Here is a 17,827-nt window from a genome sequence, read left to right as displayed (position 1 = left end):
CGACAGACTTTTTTATAATCCCGCAGCAAATTTCAGCCCGGAGCTGTGCCTTTATGTCTGTAAAGTCTGAAAAAGTGTCTGAACTGTTCGATTTTCGTCGCAGCGCCCGTACCGTGCTGGACATCGAGAAACAAGCGATTGATGGACTCTACCAGTATCTGAACGATGCCTTCGATCAGGCGTGCGAGATGATACTGCGCTGCAGTGGCAAGATAGTGGTCACCGGCATGGGCAAGTCAGGTCATGTCGGAAGCAAGATTGCGGCCACCCTGGCCAGCACCGGCACTCCCGCCTTTTTCCTCCATCCGGGTGAAGCCAGCCACGGCGATCTGGGGATGATCTCCGGCGGCGATCTCATCATCGCCATCTCCAACTCCGGCGAGAGCGACGAGATCCTGGCCCTGTTGCCGGTGCTCAAGCGCCGTGGCATTCCGCTCATCTGCATGACCGGCAACCCGGCCTCCACCATGGCGAAAGAAGCCAACGTGCACCTGTGCATCAAGGTAGAGAAAGAAGCCTGCCCGCTGGGGCTGGCACCCACGTCCAGTACCACCGCGACCCTGGTGATGGGCGATGCGCTGGCGGTGGCCCTGCTGGAAGCCCGCGGCTTTACCGCCGACGATTTCGCTCTCTCTCACCCGGGTGGTTCCCTTGGCAAGCGACTGCTGCTGCGGGTCGGCGATCTGATGCACAGCGGTGAGCTGTTGCCCCAGGTGGGGATAGATGCCACCATCAGCCAGGCACTGCTGGAAGTGAGCCGCAAGGGGCTTGGCATGACGGCCGTTGCCGATGCCGATGGCCGCCTGGCCGGCCTGTTCACCGATGGCGACCTGCGCCGCATTCTGGACCTGCAGGTGGATATCCACCACACCCCGATCAGCCGCGTGATGACGGTCAACTGTGTTACCGTGGGACCTGAAATGATGGCAGCCGAGGCTGTCAAACTGATGGAAACCAGAAAGATCAACGGATTACTGGTTGTGGATGGTGACAAGCGCCCGCTGGGTGCCTTCAACATGCACGACCTGCTGAAAGCCGGAGTAATTTGATGCAAAACGTACCGACCCTCTATGGTCCGGTGACGCGCAGCCAGTTTGAGAAGGCGGCGCAGATCCGCCTGCTGGTGTGCGATGTGGACGGGGTGCTCTCCAACGGCCTCATCTACATGGGAAATGACGGCGAAGAGCTGAAGACCTTCTGTACCCGCGACGGTGCCGGCATGCGGGCGCTGCTCAACGCCGGGATCGAGATTGCCATCATCACCGGGCGCAACTCCCGTATCGTCAGCGATCGGATGAAGAGCCTGGGGGTGCAGCACCTGGTACAGGGAGCGGATCAGAAGCTGCCCCACTTCGAGACGCTGCTGAGCAAGCTGGCATTGACCCCCGAGCAGGCGGCCTACATCGGCGATGACACCATCGATCTGCCGGTGATGCAGGCCTGTGGCCTCGGCATCGCCGTGGCCGATGCCCATCCGCTGGTGCTGGCGCGGGCCGACATGGTGACCCGGCTGGCCGGCGGTGTGGGCGCGGTGCGTGAGGTGTGCGATCTCATTTTGCAGGCCCAGGGGCTGGGTGACTATCAGCCAGAGGCCTCGGTATGAGCAGACAGACCCTGTTGTTCGCCCTGCTGTTCCTGGTTGCGTTGGCCGCCTGGCAGCTCGGCGACATCGAACTGGCGCCGGAGCCGACCACCAAGGTGGAGAATTATCAGCCGGACTTCACCGCCAAGAATCTGGTGACGACCCGCTTCGATGTCGAGGGGCGTCGCACCGAGCGGCTGGAGTCCCGCTACGCGGAGTACTACCAGATCCTCGAGCAGGCCACCTTTGACAAGCCGGTGGTCTACATGTTCGACAAGCAGGGTGAGGCCGAGTGGAAGGTTACTGCCGATACCGGCGTGCTCAACACCGATGACAACGTGATCCTGCGGGACAAGGTGCATCTGGACGGCTTGTTGCCCACCTCTTTCATCTCCACGCTGGATACCCCCTATCTGGAGCTGGATCTGGTGACCCAGAACGTGAGAAGCAATCAGCAGGTCAGCATAGTGGGTAAGGATTTCCAGACCGAGGGCGTCGGCCTGAAGGGTCATCTGGAACGCAAATATTTTGAATTACTGGATCAGGGCCATGCCATCTATTTCAATGAAAAACGCTAATCTGGCCCTCGCGGCCCTGCTGCTGTGCGGCACCGTGAGCGCCAAAGAGTCCGACTTTGCCGAGAAGGTCTATGTGGATGCGGTCAAGCAGGTGGCCGAGATGCAGGACAACCGCATCACCTTCGAGCAGGATGTGACCATCACTCAGGGCACCATCAAGATCAAGGCGGACAAGGTAGTGGTGATCCGCTCCGGCGAGAAGGGTGCCGAGGTGATGACGGCCTATGGCAAGCCTGCCACCTTCTTCCAGATCCTGGACAACGGCAAGCCGGTCAATGCCCATGGCAACAGCATCCGTTATGAGCTGAAGAATCGTCTGGTGACCATCACCGGCAACGGTCAGCTCAAGCAGGAAGACAGCCAGGTCAATGGCGACCTGATCCGTTACGACATCGTCAAACAGAAGATGATTGCCGAGAGCAAGACCCCGAACCAGCGGGTCAAGACGGTGTTCCTGCCGGATCAGGTAGAGAATTTCGACAAGCCGGCCGATCAGAAGAAGCAGGGAAAATAAACCATGGCAGTGTTGAAAGCAGCCGGCCTGCAAAAAAGTTACAAGCGCCGCATGGTAGTGAGCGATGTGAGCCTGGAAGTGGGGACCGGCCAGATCGTCGGGTTGTTGGGTCCGAACGGCGCCGGCAAGACCACCTCCTTCTACATGATCGTGGGGCTGGTGCAGAGCGATGCCGGCCTCATCACCATCGATGATCAGGACATCAGCCTGCAACCCATGCATATTCGTGCCCGCAACGGTATCGGCTATCTGCCGCAGGAGGCCTCCATCTTCCGTCGCCTGTCGGTGTTCGACAATCTGATGGGTGTCATGCAGACTCGCAAGGGATTGAGCCGCGAAGAGCGGGAGGACAAGGTCCAACAACTGCTGGAAGAGTTCAACATCACCCATATCCGTGACAGCCTGGGTCAGAGCCTGTCGGGCGGGGAGCGGCGCCGGGTCGAGATCGCCCGGGCACTGGCAGCCGAGCCGCGTTTTATCCTGCTGGATGAACCCTTTGCCGGGGTCGACCCCATTTCTGTGATAGACATCAAGAAGATCATCCAGCATCTCAAAGATAGAGGCCTGGGCGTCTTGATCACCGACCACAACGTCAGAGAGACTCTGGACGTATGTGAGAAGGCCTATATCGTCAGCCACGGCAAGATGATTGCCGAAGGTGCACCGGCCGACATACTGGCCGACGAACAGGTCAAGCGCGTCTATTTGGGCGATCAATTCAGTCTATAGTAAGGGGGCATCTCTTCATTTCCTGTGACGACTGCCTCGCTGAACATAAGGATATCCCGACGTAGATGAAGCCGACATTACAGTTGCGTCTCGGCCAGTCCCTGACCATGACGCCGCAATTACAACAAGCGATTCGTCTGCTCCAGCTCTCCACTCTGGAACTCCAGCAGGAAATTCAGCAAGCGCTCGACAACAACCCCTTGCTGGAGCAAGAGGAAAATGATGTGCAGGAGACCAGCCCGGAAGAGCCGGTCGATGCCAGCCAACTCGACTCCAGCGATGCCATGTCCCAGGACAACATGCCGGACGAACTGCCGGTAGATACCACCTGGGAAGAGGTCTACTCGGCCGGTACGGCCCAGAGCGCGGGCCCGATCCACGACGGTGAAGACAGCATCTATCAGGGTGAAACCACCGAAAACCTGCAGGATTATCTGCTGTGGCAGATGCGCCTGACCCCATTCAGTGACGTGGATGCCGCCATCGCCCTCGCCATCATCGATGCCATCGATGAATCCGGTTACCTGACGGTGTCGCTGGAAGATATCCAGACTGCGGTAAGCAGCGAGGATGTCGAGGTGGAGCTCGATGAAGTGGAGGCGGTGCTCAAGCGGGTGCAGCACTTCGATCCGGTCGGCATCGCCGCTCGCTCGGTACAAGAGTGCCTGCTGATCCAGCTGGGCCAATACTCCCCCGACCTGCCCTGGCTCAACGAGGCCAAGGAGGTGATCCTCGAGCACATGGACTTGCTCGGTAATCGCGACTACCGCACCCTGGCCCGCAAGACCCGGCTCAAGGAGAGCGACCTCAAGGAGGTGCTGGATTTGATCCAGCAGCTGGAGCCGAGACCCGGCAACGGCGTCATCCAGAGCGAATCCCAGTACGTGATCCCGGATGTTTCCGTGGTCAAGAAGGGTAACAAGTGGGTGGTCGAGCTCAATCCGGACTCGGCCCCGCGCATCCGGGTCAACGAGACCTATGCCGCCATGGCCCGTCAGGCTCGCACCAGCCAGGATACCCAGTTCATCCGTTCCCACCTGCAGGAAGCCAAGTGGTTCATCAAGAGCCTGGAGAGCCGCAACGACACCCTGCTCAAGGTGGCCAGCTGTATCGTCGAGCAGCAGCAGGGCTTTTTCGAATACGGTGAAGAGGCCATGAAACCCATGGTGCTCAACGACATCGCCGAAGCGGTGGAGATGCACGAGTCGACCATCTCGCGGGTCACGACCCAGAAGTACATGCATACGCCGCGCGGCATCTTCGAACTGAAGTTTTTTTTCTCCAGTCATGTCAACACGGAGGGAGGAGGAGAGTGCTCATCGACCGCAATTCGCGCGCTCATCAAGAAGCTGGTCACGGCGGAGAATCCCGCCAAGCCGCTAAGTGATAGCAAGATCGCGGATTTGCTGGCCGAACAGGGTATTATGGTGGCGAGACGCACGATCGCAAAGTACCGTGAATCCTTGTTGATCCCGCCATCCAATCAGCGCAAACGCCTGGTTTAGGCAAAACAAAAGGAAGACGTTATGCAAATTAACCTGACCGGACACCATGTCGAGATCACCGAAGCTCTGCGTGATTATGTGAACAACAAATTTGCCAAACTCGAGCGTCACTTTGACCACATCAACAATGTTCATGTGGTGTTGAGCGTAGAAAAACTGAACCAGATCGCCGAAGCCAAGCTGCATGTCAGCGGAGGTGAGGTGTTCGCCAATTCGCAGCATGCCGACATGTACGCTGCGATTGACACCCTGCTGGACAAGCTGGATCGGCAGATCATCAAGCACAAAGATAAGTTAAATCAAAAATAACCATGCAACTTGAACACATACTGAGTCGGGACTGCACCAAAAGTGCGGTCCCTTGTACCAGCAAGAAACGCGCCCTGGAGATCATCAGCGAGTTAGCCGCTGAGCGCCTGGGGACCTCTCGTCAGGTGCTCTTCGAGTGCCTGCTGGCGCGAGAAAAAATGGGCAGTACCGGGATCGGTGCCGGTATCGCCATTCCCCACGGTCGGATCGGCGACGAGTTTCCGCCGACCGCCATCCTGATGACCTTCGCAGAGCCGATCCCCTTCGATTCCATCGACAATCAACCGGTTGACCTGCTGTTCGCCCTGCTGGTGCCGGAAAGCGAGTGCAAGCAGCACCTCAAGACCCTTTCCCTGATGGCATCCAAACTGGGCGACAAGGCGGTATGCCGCCAGTTGCGCCAGGCAACCAGCGACGAAGAACTCTATCAGATCATGACATCGGCCTGAGATGCAGGCCCTTGCAATGACGCCAAGCGGTGAGGGAACAAGATGCAATTAATAGTGGTGAGTGGGCGCTCCGGCTCGGGCAAGACAGTTGCCCTGCGTGTGCTGGAGGATCTCGGTTATTACTGCGTGGATAACCTGCCGGTCAACCTGCTGCCTCAGCTGATCGTCTCGGTCGAGAGCCAGTATGACAAGCTGGCGGTTAGCATCGACGTGCGCAACTTGCCGGCGAGCCCGGACAAGCTGGAAACCCTGCTGGCCCAGGTTCGCAACGAGGGGCGGGTGGAGTTCTCGAGCTTCTTCTTCGATGCGGAAAATTCCACCCTGCTCAAGCGCTACGGCGAGAGCCGCAGGCTGCACCCCTTGTCACGCAATCAGTTGTCGCTGGACGAGGCGATTCGGGAGGAGACCCACCTGCTGGCACCGCTCTCCTCGACGGCCGACCTGCGCATCGATACCACCAACCTCAGCATTCACGACCTGAGCGAGCTCATCAAGACCCGGGTGCTCGGCAAGAAGGAGAACGAGCTGGTGCTGGTGTTCGAGTCGTTCGGTTTCAAGTACGGCATTCCCAAGGATGCCGACTTCGTGTTCGACGCCCGCTTCCTGCCCAATCCGCACTGGATCCCCGAGCTCAAGCCCTTCACCGGCAAGGATGAACCGGTGGCCCGCTACCTCTCCAGTCAGCCCGACGTGATGCAGTTCATCCTGCAGATCGAGAACATGCTGGCGACCTGGTTGCCCCATCTGGAGCGCAACAATCGCAGCTATGTGACAGTCGGTATCGGTTGCACCGGCGGCCAGCACAGATCGGTGTTCATTGCCGAGCAGCTGGCCGGTGCCTTCCGCCTGCTGGGCAAGAACGTCCAGATCCGCCACCGCACCCTCGACAAGAGTGCGCCGCAATTTTGATGGACCAATAGGAAGATCAGATGACCGTCTCAGCCTCGGTGGAAGTGAAAAACAAACTGGGCATGCATGCCAGACCGGCCATGATGCTGTTCGAGCTGGTGCAGGGGTTCGATGCCCACGTGTTGCTGCGCAACGAAGAGGGGATCGAGGCCGACGCGGACAGCGTGATCGGCCTGCTGATGCTGGACTCCGCCCAGGGCAAGCAGGTGGAAGTCCAGGTGGAGGGGCCCGAGGAAGTGGAGGCCCTGGCCGCCGTGGTGGCGCTGTTCACCTCGGGCTTCAACGAGGAGTAACGGGCTTCGGCATGTTCAAGGTGCGCTGCGAGCCAGCGCCTTGAAGGCGGCAAAATCCCGACAAGCCAGCAGACTCCTGCTGGCTTTTTCGTTCATCAGCGCCAGGAACAGGTCGTAGAGCCCCATGGCCTCTTCGTAGTCGGCCTTGGCGATGGCCAGCACGAAGACGAGAGTAGCGCTCTCGCCATTGCCCCAGTCGATCCCCTGCGGGGCCAGCACGGTATAGACCAGGGTGCGGCGCGCCAGCAGGCCGAGGGAGTGGGGCAGGGCGATGCCTTCCCCCAGCATGGTGGAGACGATCCGCTCCCGCTCCTGCAACGATCCCCGAAAGCCGCTCTCCACCAGATCCTCCGCTTCCAGCTGGCTGCAGATGCGATCAAACAGCGCCGCCTGGCTGAGCGGTTCGGTGGCCACCATGAAGTGCTCGGCATCGAAGTACTTGTCGAGCAGGTAGGGGCGGGTGCGATCGACCAGCACCAGCTTGCCGAGCTGCTCCAGCTGGTACTGGGTCGGGAAGGGGGCGACCTGCACCACGGGCACGTTCTTCTCGCCGGCCTTGACGGTGCTGATGACGAAGTCCTGCTCGATCCGCGCCAGCCCTTCGTAATCCCGCACCGACTCCAGCGTGGTCAGCTGCAACTGGGGATACTCCCGCTTGATGCGGGCCTCCAGCACCCGGAAGGTGGCGTTGCCCGCATCGCACAGCAGCAGCGCCTGGGGGCGGCGGGTGTAACCGATGTCGTAGTGCCGCTCCAGTCCGACCCCGATGTGGATCACCAGATAGCCTATCTCGTGGTGGGTCAGCCGATAGGGAGTCTGCCTGATCCACTCCGAGATGGCCGCCAGCGTGATGTCGTAGGCGAGGGGATAGTACTGCTTGATGTGGTCCGCCAATGGATTGTGACTGCCGATCTGGTATTTGACCCGCAGCAGCATGGCGCTGATATGGGTCTGCAGGTCGGCTCGCAGTTGCAGATCGCCGCGCAGGTCATAGGGATAGTGCTGGTGGATGTAGGCCAGCAGATGCTCCACCAGCTGCTCGCTCTCGGCCGCCATGGCCGGGCTGAGCTGGGGGGCATCGGCGGTGAGGCGGGCCTGGATCTGGATGGCGAGACAGGCTATCTCCTCCTCCCCCGGCGGAGTGAGGGTCGGCAGCTCGCCATAGATGTCGCGGGCGACCGCCAACAGAGGCGCCGTGAGATCCTCGCTGGCAAAGTGGCACAGCTCATGGCCGGCCGCCTGGCGCAGCAGGGCGACGGCGCAGTAGATGGCGAGCTGCTGCAGACTCTCATCGGCCAGGCGCAGCTGATGACGGCCGAGCTGCTCGTGGATGTGATTGCCCACTACCTCCAGCGTCTTGCTGGGACAGAGGTTGGGTAGCAGGCTTTGCAACGGGTTGCTGTGCAGCAGCTCCTGGTAAAGCAACTGGGTGAGGCAGGCGCGGATGGCCGTCTCGCCCCCCTGGATCCGCATCCCCAGTCTGGGTTTGCTGTCGATGGCGAGTCCGAAGTGGGCGAGCCGCTCCCGCACCTCCGCCATGTCCCCCTGCAGTGCCGCCCGGCTCAGATACCAGGTGTCCGCCAGCTCGTCGAGCTTGATGCCCTGCTCCGCCGTCAACAACAGGATCTGCAGGTGCAGCACCCGCTCGCGGCTGGTACGGGGCAGCCCGCTCTCCTGTTCCTGGGCCGCCAGCAGCGCCTCGAACAGCTCCTGATTGTAGATCTTGAGCTGGTAGCCGCTGCCGCGCTGGTGGATCAGGTGGGCGCCCCGGGTGGCGATGAGCTCGTTCAGGGTCGCCACGTCGGTGCGCACGGTGCGGGTGGAGACATTGAGGCGGCGGGCCAGCTCCTCCTGCGGCAGCGGTTCGGCGTGGAGCAGGGTGAGCAGTTGATGGAGTCTGGGGTGGGGCAGCTTGATCATGAGGGGGGAGCGGACTCCTGTCGCGGAATGAAACTTCGATGTTAACAAGCGGGTCATTAACAAGCCAGGCACCGGTCAGTGATCGGACCGGTGCCTGAGAGCTGTCAGGCCAGCAGCCGCTTCACCGTGGCCAGCAGGGTACGCATGTCCTCGGGACGGGTCTGACCGCTCGTGCTGTCGATGATGGAGCTGTAGATGTGGGGGATCACCTTCTCTACCCCGGCATCCAGCGCAATTCGCACTATCTCTTCGAAGTTGTCGAGATCGATGCCGCCGGTGGGCTCCAGCCAGAAGCAGTGGCGAGCGCAGGCCTCGGCCACTGCCTGATATTCGGCGCGGCAGGTCAGCCCGCCCATGGGGAAGAACTTGACCGAGCTGCCGCCCATGTCCTTGAGCAGGGCGATGGCGGTGTCGATGGGGACGATGCCGTCGGGCTGCTGGCTGCTCAGGGGGCCGGTGGAGATCTTCACCATCCCCGGGGTGCCGGTGGGAGAGACAAGGCCATTGACGAGGGTGTCAGACTGGCCGAGCAGTGCCCGGCTGGCGCCGACGCCGGTGAACACCTGGTTGACGTGCTGGGGCTGCAGCTGGCGAGCCAGCTCGGCCACCATGGCGGACTGGCGCGGATCGCCGGCCCCCAGCCCGACGGAGAGGGCGTTGTCGATAAGCTTGGCGTAAGCCTGCATGTCAGCGACGGCGGAGGGCACATCCGGGTAGTTTTTGGAGAGCACGCCGACCAGCACATGGCCCTCGGCGGCTTCATAAATGTCGATGGCATTCTGTCGGGAGCCGGCCAGTACGTTGAGGCAGACCCGATCGCGGTAGTAATTGGGAGTCAAAGACATCAGTTGTTCTCCTGAACGAGGTGGGCAATGGCGGCATGGATCTGGTCGAGCTGGGGCAGGGTGACGCTGCGCACGTCTATCTCGAGGTGTCCCTCGTTGGCCTTGTAGCCGCGGCAGTAGATGGCAGGCGTACCTTGCTGTAGACGGGCGACGACCTGCACTGTGGTCATGCCGATCTGCTGGTGGTCGAAGGCGATGTCGGTGCGGGCGATGTCGCGCCCCGCGCTGTCCCACAACACCTTGGCGCTGACGCCGGGCAGCTGGTTGAGGCGCTCGATGAAGGGGGTCATCTTGGCGACCATGGCGGCGCCGCTCTCCTTCTCTTTGGCCAGATAGCGCTCGATGGCGTGGGTGAGGCCGAGGATCCCCTCCTTGCCCACCTTCATGGCACGACCGATGCCGTTGGCCTGCTGCTTGACCCACTCCACGTACTGGCGCTTGCCGAGTACCAGACCGCTGGTGGGCCCTTCGATGGCCTTGGCGCCGCTGTAGATGACCAGATCCGCGCCCTGGTTGTAGTAGAGACGCAGATCTTCCTCGGCCGCCGCATCGACGATGAGCGGGAGCCCGTGGGCTTTGGCCACCTCGGCTGCCTCGGCCACCGACAGAATACTCTTCTGCACGCAGTGGTGGGACTTGATGTAGAGGATGGCAGCTGTGCTGGCATTGATGGCGGCGGCCAGCTGGGCGGCAGAGCACTCGTTGGCGTAGCCGGCCTCCACCACCTTGCCGCCACCCAGGTTGACCATGGTGCCGACCGGGGCGCCGAAGTTGACGTTGTGCCCCTTGGGCAGCACGATTTCGCTTGGCACATGGTGGGCATGGGCGTGCAACTGCTCGAGGCGGTAAGGGTCGCCGCGCACGATCACGGCGGCCACCGACTGGGCGATGCCGGCGCTGGCGCAGGAGACCACCACTGCATCTTCCACGTCCAGCAAGCCGGCCAGGTAGGCGCCGGTCTTGTTGACCAGATCCTTCACCTCGAAGTAGTGACCGAGGCCGAAGTTGACTGCGTCGACCACCTCCTGCTCGGGGGTGGAAACGCCGAGAATGGTCATGCGCCCGGAGGCGTTGATCACCGGTTTGAGCTGATATTTCTCATACACAGAAGGCATGGTGTGATTTCCCATAGTGAGTCAGAACCAGTTCGCCACCGACCAGGGCGGCGAGGGGCTGCAACTGCCGATCGCCATTGCGGGCGCCGGCTTCGGTATCGGTAAAGAGGGTGGGGCCGCTGCTCACCTCGAACAGGGTCAGGTCGGCATCGGCGCCCACCTCGAGTCGCCCCTTGCCGGACAGGCGCAGGGCATCGGCGGCATGGTGGGTGACGCAGGCCAGCACCTGCTCCAGGGTCATGCCGATGGCGAGAAACTTCGACATCACGTGGGCCAGGCTGTAGACCGGCCCCTTGATGCGGTTCTTGCAGTAGATGTCGGAGCTGATGGTGCGGGGCAGGATCCCCTGGGCAATGGCCAGTTCTGCTACCTCGAAGCTGAAGCTGGCGCCGCCGTGGCCGATGTCGAGCAAGAGGCCCCGTTGCATCGCCTCACGTACCGCCTGGCGCAGTTCGCCGGCCGGGGTCAGGATGCGGTTGGGCTTGCCGTTGAAGCAGTGGGTCAGCAGATCGCCATCGCCCAGCAGGGCGACGATCTCGTCCAGATCCGGCGGCGTGTTGCCCACGTGTACCATCAGCGGCAGCCGATCGTGGGCCTGTTGCAGCGCCTTGGCCATGCGCAGCGGCTGCAGGCCGTTCTCACCCACCACGCTGCCGCTCATCCGCGCCTTGATGCCGACGATGAAGCCGGGGTGGCGAGCAATGGCCGCCGAGGCGAGATCCATGTCGAGGTCCCGGCTGTCGGCCAGCTCGTTCTGGCGCAGCAGGCCGATGCGGGAGATGTTGAGCAGAGCGTGCACCCGGGTCTTGCAGCCGGCGGCGAGACGCTGGAAGCCATCCACGTCGTCGGCCCCGGTGCTGCCGGCGTCGATGACGGTGGTGACGCCGGACTCCACGCCCACCTTGTCCGGCTCATCGTGATAGATGGGGGAGGCGGGGTAACAGTGGGTGTGGCCGTCGATCCAGCCGGCGCTCACATGCACCCGGCCGCCGAGATCCAGGATCTGCCGCGCCGCTGCCGTCTCCGGCAGGGTGCCGATGGCGGCTATTTTGCCCTCCCTGATGGCGATATCGACGAGCTGGCCATCTCCCTGGCGCCCTGCTCTGATGATGATGTCGTACATGCTAGATGGCCTCTCGAGCGCCGCCCCGCAGGGCGGCGGATGGTTATGCAAGCGCAATCGGGAAGAAGGTACCGAGCAGCATGGCCCCCAGGATGGCACCGCCGGTGATGGGCTTGCCCCACACGTAGAACAGCAGCGCACCCAGCAGGGAGCCGATGCCGATGGGGATCGAGGCGCCCATGGCGGAGAGGATGATGAGGGGGCCGAGGAAGCGGCCCGAGCTGTTGCCAGCCCCCATCATGACGTCGGCGCCGTAGGTGGAGTTGCTCTGGTTGATGGTGAACTTGCGCGCCAGGATGATCACGTAGCCGATGGCCAGACCGATCCCCATGCCGGTTGCCAGGGAGGCACCGAAGTTCTCCACCGGATAGACGATGCCGGCCCCCAGCAGCAGGGCGGGCACGCCGAGACCGACCCCGGTCTGGATGGCGCCGCCGATATCCAGGATCCCCACCAGGGAGCCCTCGATGATGCGGGCAAACAGGAAGCTGGCGCCGAAGGCCGCCACCGCACCGTAGGCACCGGTGTCCATGCCGGCCTTGAGCATGGCGACGAAGGCCACCTCGTTGAAGGCGCCGACCCCGTACAGGTAGAACATGTGGGTACCGGCAAAGACCCCGGCCGACAGCAGGCCGACAAAGATGGGGAAGGACCAGTCGGCGTACCAGAAGTTGTTTTTCAGTTTCTCATCCACGGTGTGACCCCTTATTTGCCGCTCAGCAGGTTATGGACGTTTTCCAGCCACAGGGGAACACCCAGATGGAAGGACTCGATGAGTTTCATGTCGAAGCCGCGGAAGAAGCCGCTCAGTACGAACAGCAGGACGATGGCCGCCATCATCACCTTGGTGACATGGTTCCAGCCGCTCTCTTCCACGCCCTTGCCGATCAGGATGCCGAGTACTAGGCCCGGTACCGCGTTGCCCATGATGAGCTGGGCCAGACCGCCGAAGATGGTGGCCCAGAAACCGGACTTCTTGCCCGCCTCGATGGCGGCCAGCCAGAAGATCACCGGCATGACGGTGTTGACCAGCAGGTTGGCGGCCGGTACCAGCACCTTGACCGCGGTGACCTGCAGGGCGGCCGGTACGGCGGCAGCCGTGCTGTTGAGGAAGGCGACCACGATGGCACCTATGATGCCGCCGGCGATGGCCATCTTCTTCGGGTCGTGCAGGGTGGTGGCAAGATCCCGGTTCTTGAACAGCAGTGCCGCCGTGGCCCAGTGGGGAATGATGCGGTGATCCACATCCTGGGTGAAGGCGCCTGCCGCCACGGTGGAAGCCCAGGCGTTGAAGAAGAAGCCCAGACCAAACGAGAAGTGGGAGGCGGGGTCCCCTTCACAGGAGTTGAGCTCACCCAGGGTACGGAAGGCTCCCATGCCCTGTACGGTCGGCGCGTGGAACATCCGTGCCGCGCCGGCCCCCACCCCGACGCCTACCAGGCCGCCGATGATAAGTGACTTGATAAATATGATTAGAAACATCCAACGTATCCTTCTTGTGGGGTGGTACCCGCGGGCGGCGTCACACCAGGGTGAACGTCACTTGCTCGGCATCCAGGCTGGTGACCTTGACCGTGATCGCCAGCTGGACCCGGAATTCGCGGCGCTGGCGCGGCAGGAAGAAGAACAGGAACTTCTCCACCCGGACCGACTCTTCGGCCTTGAGCACCTGCACCTCGAGCGGCTCAATGCGCAGCATCACCCGCGGGTTGTCCTTGAGCAGCGTAGGCTGCACTTGGCTGAGGGCGGCGGCGAACGCCTGCTGGCGAGTCGGCCCCTTGCCGCTGACCATGACCTGGGTGGTGAAGTCCTCTTTCATCAGGCGCGTCCGTGTTTCTTGGCGAAGGCTTCGATCAGCTTCTGACCCAGCTCTTCCTTGTCCATGAAGCCGAAACCCAGCACCACGCAGCCTTCGTTGATGGCGGTCACGCCCTCTTCGATGGAGCGCATGCCGTAGCGGCACTTGTAGCCGTACTTGGTCTGGGCCGTGATGGCACCGGCGCCGCCGCTGCCGCAGAAGGAGATGCCGAGATCCGCCTGCTCCTTGTTCATCACGTCACCGAGCTTCATGTCGGCGGCCATGCCGGGGATGATGGTCACGCTGGCGCCGGCGGTTTCCGCACCTGCTCCCACTTTCTGACCCTTGCCGAGTCGATCACCGATCACGAGTTTGATGGCTGTCATTTAGCTTTCTCCTTTCACTGAGCTGAGTTCGTTTTCTTTGGCAACTTCGAAATGGACGGACAGCAGATGGGCCTCTTCATAGGCCAGCTTGTCCAGCCAGGCGACGACCTGTTCGGCCAGGCGCAGGGAGAGGGGGGAGATCTCCTCGAACAGGCTGAGATCCACCTCTGGCAGCGATTCCCCGCTGTAGGAGCGCCACACCATGGCTTTGACGTGGGAGGCTAGCATCTGCCGCTGTACCTCGTTGGGGCGGATGCCCTGCTCGCCGAGCAGGGTGTGGATGCGCGCCAGCGTGTGGTCGGTCTGGCGCAGCAACGCCGGGCTGTCCGGGGTCAGGTTCTGGTCATGGGTCTCTGTGTGCAAGGTCTGCTCTCCAAGGCTGGCAGAAGGGATAGCGCTACCCTAAGCCGGCAGTAGAGGAGAGAGGAGGCACTGTTTTTCCGATTCGAAGCGGAAATTCCCGCACGCCTGGGCTGAAAACGGTGATTTTTGTGGGGTGGAGGGAAAAAGGGCTGCTATCGGGGCCGACTTTGTGTGATCGAGGACGCACTTGGCCCGTCGAGTCGGGCCGACAAGGCTTGCTGGAAACTGTGAGTCGCCTCACGGATGGGGGCGTGTGGGAGAAGCAAACAGGGGCGGTTGACCGCCCCTGTCAAAGAGAGTTGGCGGGATATCAGCTGGCGGTGGCGGCGCTCGCGCTGGCCCGGTTCTGGTAGCGCAGATCCTCTTCGATGGTGACCTCCACCTCCAGCGGCTTGCCGTCACGGATCACCGAGATGGTGAGTTTGGTGCCCGGCCGGCTCTCGACGATCTTGTCCATGGCGGTACGCACGCCGCTGATGGCCTCGCCGTTGATCTTGAGCAGCACGTCGCCCCGCTTCAGCCCGCCTCTGGTGGCCGGACCGTTGGGGTCCAGGCTCTCCACCACCAGGCCGCGCAGATCGCCCAGGTTCATCATGCGGGCGACGATGGGGTTGATTTCGACGCTGGAGATGCCGAGGTAGCCGCGGATCACCCGACCGTTGGCGATCAGTTCATCCATGATGCGCTTGGCCAGCTTGTAGGGGATGGCGAAGCTGATGCCGTAGCTCTCCTGGTTGCCGTTGAGGTGGTAGGCGGCGGTGTTGATGCCCACCAGATCGCCGCGGGCATTGACCAGGGCGCCCCCCGAGTTGCCCTCGTTGATGGCGGCGTCGGTCTGCAGCAGATCCTGCCGGCCGTTGCTGTCCGGGCCCATGCTGGAGAGACCGATGCGGCCAGTGGCGCTGATGATGCCCTGGGTGATGGTCTGGCCGACGTTGTAGGGGTTGCCGATGGCGAGCACCACGTCGCCCACGTCGGGCAGGCGCTCCGGATCCTGCGGGATCACCGGCAGATTGTCCGACTCGATGTAGAGCACCGCCAGATCGGTCAGCTGATCGGAGCCAACCAGCTCGGCGCTGAATACCCGCCCATCCTGCAGCGCAACGATGATCTGGTCCGCATCGGCGATGACGTGATAGTTGGTCAGCACGTGGCCACGCTGGCTCATGATGACGCCGGAGCCGAGCCCCTGCGGCCTGAGTTCGGCCTGATTGCCTTGGTTGCGGGCGAAGCTGCGGGTATAGATGTTGACGACCGCCGGCCCGGCGCGGTGGGCGGCGTAGGAGAAACTCAGTTCACGGGCATTGGTGATGAGGCCGGGCAGTTGGGCCCCGCCACGGAAATTGGGAAACAGCAGCAACAGAAGAGCCGCCACGGTGAGACCGAAGCCGACAGACTTGCCCAAGTAACTGACTAGAGGGGGGATTTTCATGTCATTCTCATCCGTACATACAGCGCGCAGAGAATAACACTATCGGTGGATAAAAATCACCCGCGGCGAGGGCCGCGGGTGAGAGGGAGTTAACGGATCACCAGATAGAGGGAGGATTCCCCGCGCTGGATGTTCAGCGCCAGCACATCCGGCTTGTTCTTCAGCGCCTTGCTCAGCTCTTCCAGCGAGTTGATGCGCAGGCGGTTGACCCCGATGATGATGTCACCCTTCTGCAGGCCGGAAGCCGCGGCAGGCGAGCGCGGATCGATGTCGGCCACGGCCACGCCGGTCACCGGCTCGGCGGTGGTGCTCAGCTTGGCCCCTTCCAGTGCCGGGTGGAGGGCGCTGGCCAGGATCTCGCTGTCATCCGCCTTCTTGAGCGTGACCTTGACGGTCTGCTCCTTGCCATCGCGGATGAGGCCCAGAGCGACCTGCTTGTCAGCCCCCATGGTGGCGATCTTGGCGCGCAGCTCACCAAACGAGCGGATGGCCTTGCCATCGATGCTGATGATGATGTCGCCGGCCTTGATGCCCGCCTTGGCGGCGGCGGAGTCAGGCATGACCTGGTTGACGAAGGCGCCGTCCTTCTTGTTGTAGCCGAAGGTCTTGGCGATTTCGGAGGTGAGCTCGGTGCCGGTGATACCCAGCTGGCCGCGGCGCACTTCACCGTATTTCACGATCTGCTCGGACAGGTCGCGCACCATGTTGGACGGAATGGCGAAGCCGATGCCGATGTTGCCGCCGTTCGGGCCCAGGATGGCGGTGTTGATACCGATCAGCTCACCGCGCAGGTTGAGCAGGGCGCCACCTGAGTTGCCGGAGTTGATGGCGGCATCGGTCTGGATGAAGTTTTCCAGATTTTCGATGTTGAGGCCGCTGCGGCCGAGCGCACTGACGATGCCGGAGGTGACGGTCTGGCCGAGGCCGAACGGGTTGCCGATGGCCAGCGCATAGTCACCGACCCGCAGCTCGTCGGAGTCGGCAAATTTGATCTGCACCAGATCCTCGGCCTTGATTTGCAGCAGCGCGATGTCGGACTGCTTGTCCTCGCCGATCTTCTTGGCGGCGTATTCACGGCCATCCTTCAGGTTGACCTTGATCTCGTCCGCCTCGTGCACCACGTGGGCGTTGGTGATCACGTAGCCCTTCTTGGCATCGATGATGACGCCGGAGCCGAGTGCCTGGAAGGGCTGCTCGCTCACCTGCTCGTCGGGCATGTTGGGGCCGAAGAAGAAACGGAACTGTTCCGGCAGACGCTGGCGGGTGATCTTCTTGCCGGAGACTGAAATGTTGACCACGGCAGGGGTGACCTGCTCGAGCACCGGCGCCAGGCTCGGCATCTCCTGATTGTTCGCCAGCAGAGAGGGCAGTGCAGCCTGAACAGGGGCCGCAGACATGGCGATACCGACACTGAGGGCTAACACACTGAGCACAGAAAGAGGTTTACGCATATGAAAAACAGCTCCCAGAAAAAGTTGCAATGCAATCGTCAAGGTCTGACCACGCTACCGCGCAATTAGTTCCGCAGGGAACTAACTGGACTGCTTGAGCAGACCGGAGGCCCCTGCATAGTCACGGGGTGGAACGCCCGGTTCTTCATTGGCCGGGACATCGCTGCTCTCGTCGAGCAGGGTTTCACGGAACAGCGGCTCCTGAGCCTTGGCCAGGAACTTGCTCTGCTCCGCCATATGGCGATAAAGGGTCTGGTACTGCTCGGCCAACTGCTCCATCAGGGCGGCGCTGTCGGCGAAGTGGGTATTGATCTGGCCCTGGTAGCTTTCCAGTTCCTTGTGAGCCTTCTTCAGTTCTTGTTCCAGACGGCCGGCATCCCGGCTGCGCACTGTGAAGCGGCCGATGATGACACCGATAATCAAGGCGGCGACAGCCAGCAGGATCCCGTTTAACAGACTCATAGATGCTCCTTGTTACAGCTAAATCAATGTGGGTTGATGCGGCCAAAGCGGCCGCTACGCCTTG

22 protein-coding genes are annotated in these 17,827 nt (G+C 62.0%); 10 read left to right on the top strand and 12 right to left on the bottom strand.

The window, feature by feature from the left end; all coding sequences use genetic code 11:
• Positions 1–53 precede the first annotated feature (53 nt).
• From R2E40_RS20845 to npr, 10 genes are all read left to right on the top strand, one after another.
• On the top strand, positions 54–1,049 hold the full coding sequence (locus R2E40_RS20845) for a KpsF/GutQ family sugar-phosphate isomerase (RefSeq protein ID WP_017409369.1): 996 nt from the start codon (positions 54–56) through the stop codon (positions 1,047–1,049).
• Positions 1,049–1,603: a 3-deoxy-manno-octulosonate-8-phosphatase KdsC gene (kdsC, locus tag R2E40_RS20840; RefSeq protein WP_318164298.1), complete on the top strand. Its 555-nt coding sequence runs from the start codon at positions 1,049–1,051 to the stop codon at positions 1,601–1,603. Before R2E40_RS20845 ends, kdsC begins: the two co-directional genes overlap by 1 nt.
• Entirely contained in the window at positions 1,600–2,160 is a 561-nt protein-coding gene (gene lptC, locus R2E40_RS20835) for an LPS export ABC transporter periplasmic protein LptC (protein ID WP_011707615.1), read from the top strand. Before kdsC ends, lptC begins: the two co-directional genes overlap by 4 nt.
• Positions 2,147–2,674, top strand: a complete 528-nt coding sequence (lptA, locus tag R2E40_RS20830) for a lipopolysaccharide transport periplasmic protein LptA (protein WP_016352198.1) — start codon at positions 2,147–2,149, stop codon at positions 2,672–2,674. Before lptC ends, lptA begins: the two co-directional genes overlap by 14 nt.
• Before the next feature lie 3 nt (positions 2,675–2,677).
• The gene (gene lptB / locus R2E40_RS20825; RefSeq protein WP_011707613.1) at positions 2,678–3,403 is read left to right on the top strand and encodes an LPS export ABC transporter ATP-binding protein; all 726 of its coding nucleotides are present in this window, start codon (positions 2,678–2,680) and stop codon (positions 3,401–3,403) included.
• Positions 3,404–3,468: 65 nt separating this feature from the next.
• Positions 3,469–4,908: an RNA polymerase factor sigma-54 gene (locus tag R2E40_RS20820; protein ID WP_011707612.1), complete on the top strand. Its 1,440-nt coding sequence runs from the start codon at positions 3,469–3,471 to the stop codon at positions 4,906–4,908.
• Positions 4,909–4,929: 21 nt separating this feature from the next.
• Positions 4,930–5,217: a ribosome hibernation promoting factor gene (gene hpf, locus R2E40_RS20815; protein ID WP_005305957.1), complete on the top strand. Its 288-nt coding sequence runs from the start codon at positions 4,930–4,932 to the stop codon at positions 5,215–5,217.
• A gap of 2 nt (positions 5,218–5,219) precedes the next feature.
• A complete protein-coding gene (gene ptsN, locus R2E40_RS20810) occupies positions 5,220–5,666 on the top strand; it encodes a PTS IIA-like nitrogen regulatory protein PtsN (protein ID WP_005305951.1) in 447 nt (148 codons plus the stop codon).
• 42 nt (positions 5,667–5,708) lie between these two features.
• Positions 5,709–6,575, top strand: a complete 867-nt coding sequence (gene rapZ / locus R2E40_RS20805; RefSeq protein ID WP_011707611.1) for an RNase adapter RapZ — start codon at positions 5,709–5,711, stop codon at positions 6,573–6,575.
• A gap of 20 nt (positions 6,576–6,595) precedes the next feature.
• Positions 6,596–6,868: a PTS phosphocarrier protein NPr gene (npr, locus tag R2E40_RS20800; RefSeq protein ID WP_039213922.1), complete on the top strand. Its 273-nt coding sequence runs from the start codon at positions 6,596–6,598 to the stop codon at positions 6,866–6,868.
• A gap of 15 nt (positions 6,869–6,883) precedes the next feature.
• On the opposite strand, the gene R2E40_RS20795 is transcribed toward npr, so the two are convergent.
• The 12 genes from R2E40_RS20795 to R2E40_RS20740 all read right to left on the bottom strand — a co-directional run bounded on the left by R2E40_RS20795 (position 6,884) and on the right by R2E40_RS20740 (position 17,763).
• The gene (locus tag R2E40_RS20795; RefSeq protein ID WP_318164297.1) at positions 6,884–8,788 is read right to left on the bottom strand and encodes a BglG family transcription antiterminator; all 1,905 of its coding nucleotides are present in this window, start codon (positions 8,786–8,788) and stop codon (positions 6,884–6,886) included.
• Positions 8,789–8,892: 104 nt separating this feature from the next.
• Positions 8,893–9,633, bottom strand: a complete 741-nt coding sequence (gene dagF, locus R2E40_RS20790) for a 2-dehydro-3-deoxy-phosphogluconate aldolase (protein ID WP_318164296.1) — start codon at positions 9,631–9,633, stop codon at positions 8,893–8,895.
• Complete coding sequence (locus R2E40_RS20785; RefSeq protein WP_318164295.1) at positions 9,633–10,748, bottom strand: DgaE family pyridoxal phosphate-dependent ammonia lyase; 1,116 nt, start codon at positions 10,746–10,748, stop codon at positions 9,633–9,635. The genes dagF and R2E40_RS20785 overlap by 1 nt, the downstream gene beginning before the upstream one ends.
• Positions 10,732–11,871, bottom strand: coding sequence for an amidohydrolase/deacetylase family metallohydrolase (locus R2E40_RS20780; protein ID WP_318164294.1), 1,140 nt, complete (start codon positions 11,869–11,871; stop codon positions 10,732–10,734). The genes R2E40_RS20785 and R2E40_RS20780 overlap by 17 nt, the downstream gene beginning before the upstream one ends.
• Positions 11,872–11,914: 43 nt before the next feature.
• On the bottom strand, positions 11,915–12,565 hold the full coding sequence (locus tag R2E40_RS20775) for a DUF4310 family protein (protein ID WP_318164293.1): 651 nt from the start codon (positions 12,563–12,565) through the stop codon (positions 11,915–11,917).
• An 11-nt stretch (positions 12,566–12,576) separates the two neighbouring features.
• Positions 12,577–13,353, bottom strand: a complete 777-nt coding sequence (locus R2E40_RS20770; RefSeq protein ID WP_016352193.1) for a DUF4311 domain-containing protein — start codon at positions 13,351–13,353, stop codon at positions 12,577–12,579.
• Positions 13,354–13,393: 40 nt separating this feature from the next.
• Complete coding sequence (locus R2E40_RS20765) at positions 13,394–13,690, bottom strand: DUF4312 family protein (protein WP_017409376.1); 297 nt, start codon at positions 13,688–13,690, stop codon at positions 13,394–13,396.
• On the bottom strand, positions 13,690–14,055 hold the full coding sequence (locus R2E40_RS20760; RefSeq protein WP_011707603.1) for a glycine-rich SFCGS family protein: 366 nt from the start codon (positions 14,053–14,055) through the stop codon (positions 13,690–13,692). The genes R2E40_RS20765 and R2E40_RS20760 overlap by 1 nt, the downstream gene beginning before the upstream one ends.
• Positions 14,056–14,418 (bottom strand): transcriptional regulator, encoded by a 363-nt coding sequence (locus R2E40_RS20755; protein ID WP_017409378.1) that lies wholly within the window; start codon positions 14,416–14,418, stop codon positions 14,056–14,058.
• A gap of 310 nt (positions 14,419–14,728) precedes the next feature.
• A complete protein-coding gene (gene degS / locus R2E40_RS20750; RefSeq protein ID WP_011707601.1) occupies positions 14,729–15,850 on the bottom strand; it encodes an outer membrane-stress sensor serine endopeptidase DegS in 1,122 nt (373 codons plus the stop codon).
• A gap of 89 nt (positions 15,851–15,939) precedes the next feature.
• Positions 15,940–17,301, bottom strand: a complete 1,362-nt coding sequence (locus R2E40_RS20745) for a Do family serine endopeptidase (RefSeq protein ID WP_011707600.1) — start codon at positions 17,299–17,301, stop codon at positions 15,940–15,942.
• Positions 17,302–17,382: 81 nt separating this feature from the next.
• On the bottom strand, positions 17,383–17,763 hold the full coding sequence (locus R2E40_RS20740; RefSeq protein ID WP_011707599.1) for a YhcB family protein: 381 nt from the start codon (positions 17,761–17,763) through the stop codon (positions 17,383–17,385).
• Positions 17,764–17,827: the final 64 nt, after the last annotated feature.

Source organism: Aeromonas sp. CD, from assembly GCF_033349375.1.
Lineage (GTDB): Bacteria > Pseudomonadota > Gammaproteobacteria > Enterobacterales > Aeromonadaceae > Aeromonas > Aeromonas hydrophila.
This window is presented reverse-complemented; position numbering and strand designations above follow the sequence as displayed.

Bases quoted from the DNA above. Each gene is read 5' to 3' on its own strand.
- R2E40_RS20845 (WP_017409369.1), top strand. From the start codon at position 54: ATGTCTGTAAAGTCTGAAAAAGTGTCTGAACTGTTCGATTTTCGTCGC.
- kdsC (WP_318164298.1), top strand. From the start codon at position 1,049: ATGCAAAACGTACCGACCCTCTATGGTCCGGTGACGCGCAGCCAGTTT.
- lptC (WP_011707615.1), top strand. From the start codon at position 1,600: ATGAGCAGACAGACCCTGTTGTTCGCCCTGCTGTTCCTGGTTGCGTTG.
- lptA (WP_016352198.1), top strand. From the start codon at position 2,147: ATGAAAAACGCTAATCTGGCCCTCGCGGCCCTGCTGCTGTGCGGCACC.
- lptB (WP_011707613.1), top strand. From the start codon at position 2,678: ATGGCAGTGTTGAAAGCAGCCGGCCTGCAAAAAAGTTACAAGCGCCGC.
- R2E40_RS20820 (WP_011707612.1), top strand. From the start codon at position 3,469: ATGAAGCCGACATTACAGTTGCGTCTCGGCCAGTCCCTGACCATGACG.
- hpf (WP_005305957.1), top strand. From the start codon at position 4,930: ATGCAAATTAACCTGACCGGACACCATGTCGAGATCACCGAAGCTCTG.
- ptsN (WP_005305951.1), top strand. From the start codon at position 5,220: ATGCAACTTGAACACATACTGAGTCGGGACTGCACCAAAAGTGCGGTC.
- rapZ (WP_011707611.1), top strand. From the start codon at position 5,709: ATGCAATTAATAGTGGTGAGTGGGCGCTCCGGCTCGGGCAAGACAGTT.
- npr (WP_039213922.1), top strand. From the start codon at position 6,596: ATGACCGTCTCAGCCTCGGTGGAAGTGAAAAACAAACTGGGCATGCAT.
- R2E40_RS20795 (WP_318164297.1), bottom strand. From the start codon at position 8,788: ATGATCAAGCTGCCCCACCCCAGACTCCATCAACTGCTCACCCTGCTC.
- dagF (WP_318164296.1), bottom strand. From the start codon at position 9,633: ATGTCTTTGACTCCCAATTACTACCGCGATCGGGTCTGCCTCAACGTA.
- R2E40_RS20785 (WP_318164295.1), bottom strand. From the start codon at position 10,748: ATGCCTTCTGTGTATGAGAAATATCAGCTCAAACCGGTGATCAACGCC.
- R2E40_RS20780 (WP_318164294.1), bottom strand. From the start codon at position 11,871: ATGTACGACATCATCATCAGAGCAGGGCGCCAGGGAGATGGCCAGCTC.
- R2E40_RS20770 (WP_016352193.1), bottom strand. From the start codon at position 13,353: ATGTTTCTAATCATATTTATCAAGTCACTTATCATCGGCGGCCTGGTA.
- R2E40_RS20765 (WP_017409376.1), bottom strand. From the start codon at position 13,690: ATGAAAGAGGACTTCACCACCCAGGTCATGGTCAGCGGCAAGGGGCCG.
- R2E40_RS20760 (WP_011707603.1), bottom strand. From the start codon at position 14,055: ATGACAGCCATCAAACTCGTGATCGGTGATCGACTCGGCAAGGGTCAG.
- degS (WP_011707601.1), bottom strand. From the start codon at position 15,850: ATGAAAATCCCCCCTCTAGTCAGTTACTTGGGCAAGTCTGTCGGCTTC.
- R2E40_RS20745 (WP_011707600.1), bottom strand. From the start codon at position 17,301: ATGCGTAAACCTCTTTCTGTGCTCAGTGTGTTAGCCCTCAGTGTCGGT.
- R2E40_RS20740 (WP_011707599.1), bottom strand. From the start codon at position 17,763: ATGAGTCTGTTAAACGGGATCCTGCTGGCTGTCGCCGCCTTGATTATC.